This window comes from Ruminococcus sp. (assembly GCF_017650195.1).
Lineage (GTDB): Bacteria > Bacillota > Clostridia > Oscillospirales > Ruminococcaceae > Ruminococcus.
This window is the reverse complement of sequence record NZ_JAGCFH010000148.1, coordinates 1-3,468: the sequence shown is the minus strand read 5'-3', so window position 1 is coordinate 3,468 and position 3,468 is coordinate 1. Positions and strand designations below refer to the sequence as shown.

The following is a 3,468-nucleotide window of genomic DNA, read 5'->3' as shown; positions in this document are numbered from 1 at the left end:
TGGAGCTGATGATCGGACTTGAACCGACGACCTACGCCTTACCAAGGCGTTGCGCTACCGACTGTGCCACATCAGCATTAACATATAATATTATACATCAGTAGCATCCAAAAGTCAAGAGCAAAGCATATTATTTTTTATGTTAACTAAAAAAATACGAAATTTTTTTCAAAAAAGGCTTGACAAGAGTTTGAAATTCTGATATAATATTAAAGCAGTCATGAAGCACTGTAATGCGAGTGTGCTGGAATAGGCAGACAGGCACGTTTGAGGGGCGTGTGTCGAAGGACGTATGGGTTCAAGTCCCATTACTCGCACCAGCGCGGTTTAGTAAACTAAACCGCGCTTTTTTGTATTCTCAGGCGTTTACCTTACGGTAAACGCTTTTTCTTTTGTATGAATTGATTTTCGTATCGGAACATGGTATAATAATCTTATATTTTATTCGTATTATCAGGACAGAGGAAGTTGTGCTATGATATATACAGTTACATTCAATCCCGCAATAGACTATGTTATCCGTACCGATGATGTAAAACTGGGAAGCGTTAATCGCGCTGCCTCTGAAGAGTTATACTTTGGCGGCAAGGGTATAAATGTATCCGCAGTTCTTGCAGAGCTGGGAGTAAAGTCAAAAGCTCTCGGCTTTATAGCCGGATTCACTGGAGAAGCTATAGAACAGGGCGTAAAGGATATGGGAATAGAGGCTGATTTCGTGAAACTCCACGAGGGCAGCTCGCGTATAAATATCAAGCTGAAAGCCGCCGAGGAGACCGAGATAAACGGTCAGGGACCGCATATCGAAAAAAAAGCTCTTGACAAGCTCTTCTCGAAGCTGGAGGAGCTCCGCGACGGTGATACACTGATACTCGCAGGCAGCATACCGAGCAGTCTTCCACCGGACATATATGAAAAGATACTTTCAAGCCTTTCCGGAAAGGATATACGGTTCGTTGTAGACGCCACAAGTGATCTTCTGCTGAACGTGTTGAAGTACCGCCCATTCCTGATAAAGCCCAACAACCACGAGCTCGGCGAGCTCTTCGGCGTAGAAATTGTGACAGATGATGATACTATCAGCTATGCAGTAAAGCTCCAGACAATGGGTGCAAGGAACGTCCTTGTTTCAATGGCAGGCAAGGGAGCTCTTCTCCTTGACGAAAAGGGCAAGCTACATCGCTGTGGTGCCTGTATTGGCGAGCTTAAAAACTCAGTAGGCGCTGGAGATTCTATGCTTGCCGGATTTATTGCCGGCTTTTCCGACGGTGATTACAGCTACGCTCTTAAGCTTGGAACAGCCTGCGGCGGAGCCACAGCATTTTCTGACGGACTTGCAAAGAGAAGCCTTATAGACGAACTAATGAAACAGCTCTGAAAGGATAACACTATGGATATAAAATACCTTCGTCTCCTTGCCAAGGAGTACCCCACTATTGAAAGCGCCGCAAGCGAAATAATCAATCTTTCGGCAATAAGAAGCCTTCCCAAGGGCACGGAATACTTTTTTAGTGATATACACGGCGAGTACGAAGCCTTTCTGCATATACTCAGGAGCGCTTCTGGCATGATAAAAATAAAGACTGACCTTGTGCTCGGAAAGACGGTCTCAGCCCATGATCGGGAACAGCTCACAAAGCTCATATACTATCCAGAAAAGGAGATAAGCCGTCTTGCAAACAGCGGTGAGCTCTCCGACGAGTGGAAGCGTCTATGCATATACAGGCTGATACTTGTCTGCGAGACCGTATCCGCCAAGTATACACGTTCACGTATCAGAAAGCGTATCCCCGAGGATATGGTGTACATACTCGACGAGCTCCTAAACGTCACTGAGGATGTAAACAAGGATTACTACTACGATGAGATAATCAGCGCCATAATCAGTACAGGCATAGCTGAGACCTTTATAATTTCTCTCTGCAAGCTGATACAGTCGGTATGCATAGACAAGCTGCATATAATAGGCGATATCTTCGATAGGGGGCCCCGTGCGGATATAATACTTGACGAGCTTATGAAGATGCACGATGTGGATATACAATGGGGCAACCATGATATCTCGTGGATGGGTGCTGCTGCCGGGAATCCTGCGCTTATCGCAAATGTTATACGCATAGCCATGAGGTACAACAACTTCGATGTGCTAGAGGACGGCTACGGTCTTAACCTACGCGCTCTTGCGGTATTCGCAGCCGAGACCTACGAGAACGACGAATGTGCGCTTTATATGCCGAATGCACTCGATGACAATATATACGACCCTGTAGACCTCAGGCTCGCCGCAAAAATGCACAAGGCGATAACGGTGATTCAGCTTAAACTTGAGGGACAGATAATAGCCAAGCACCCAGAATGGGAAATGGCTGATCGCGATCTCTTCGGCAGGACCGACTTCATAAATGGTACCGTCACCGAGGGCGGCAAGACCCACGAGCTCCTTGACAAGAGCTTCCCAACAGTTGATCCGGCTTCTCCCCTTACACTTTCAGAAGGAGAGGAGGAGCTTATGAAGGTACTGAAGGCTTCCTTCCGCCACAGCGAGAAGCTTCAGCGGCATATCCGCTTTATATACGCCAAGGGAGCTATGTACAAGACCTGCAACAACAATCTGCTGTTCCACGGCTGTATACCTATGGACGAAAACGGAGAACTTCAAAGCATAAGCATACACGGAGCTACGTACTCCGGCAAGGCTCTCCTTGACAAACTGGGAGAGCTCGTAAATCAGGCATATTTTAGCAACGGCGATGAAAAAGAATACGCAAGCGACTTTATGTGGTATCTGTGGTGTGGAGCTAAGTCTCCCCTTTACGGCAAGGATAAAATGGCTTTCTTCGAGCGCGGACTACTTGCGGACAAGTCCCTTCACTCGGAAAACTACAACTCCTACTACACCTTTTCAGAAAAAGCTGAAGTATGTATGGCTCTTCTTACGCACTTCGGTCTAGACCCTGAAAAGGGACATATCATAAACGGTCATGTTCCGGTCAAGATAAAGAACGGAGAAAGTCCCGTAAAGGCTGACGGAAAGCTTTTCGTAATAGACGGTGGCATCTCCAAGGCATACCAGTCCACAACAGGTATCGCTGGATATACGCTGATATACGATTCGCACAGCCTTAATCTTGCAGAGCACAAGCCCTTCGTGGCAGAAGAAAGCGGAAACACTCCGACCATACATCTTGTGGAAAAGCTTGAGCATCGAGCGAATATTTCCGATACCGACAAGGGTGAAGAGATAATGGACAAGATAAACGATCTGCGGCAACTCCTTGATGCATACAAGGCAGGCATTATTAAATAACCTGACTAAAAAAACCGGCGCAAATTAAGCGCCGGTTTTTGATTTCACTCAAACTCATATTCTCCGTCGTAGTTCTTCTTGAACTCCTCAAATACCTTTCCGAGAAGTTCGTCATCGTTAACGGAGACAAAGTCGTCCTCCTCTGGAGTTTCGCCAGGTATGAC

General features: G+C 46.5%; 2 protein-coding genes and 2 tRNA genes. 3 read left to right on the top strand and 1 reads right to left on the bottom strand.

All coding sequences use genetic code 11. The annotated features are described in order from the left end of the window. Window positions 1–76 (bottom strand) — tRNA-Thr (locus tag J6U00_RS06745). Between the two features lie 159 nt (window positions 77–235). On the opposite strand from J6U00_RS06745, the gene J6U00_RS06740 reads away from it, so the two are divergent. From J6U00_RS06740 to J6U00_RS06730, 3 genes are all read left to right on the top strand, one after another. Then, window positions 236–320 (top strand) — tRNA-Leu (locus J6U00_RS06740). Between the two features lie 155 nt (window positions 321–475). After that, a complete protein-coding gene (gene pfkB / locus J6U00_RS06735; RefSeq protein ID WP_296580410.1) occupies window positions 476–1,375 on the top strand; it encodes a 1-phosphofructokinase in 900 nt (299 codons plus the stop codon). A 12-nt stretch (window positions 1,376–1,387) separates the two neighbouring features. Continuing rightward, entirely contained in the window at window positions 1,388–3,304 is a 1,917-nt protein-coding gene (locus tag J6U00_RS06730; protein WP_296580409.1) for a fructose-1,6-bisphosphatase, read from the top strand. The last annotated feature ends 164 nt before the right edge of the window (window positions 3,305–3,468 follow it).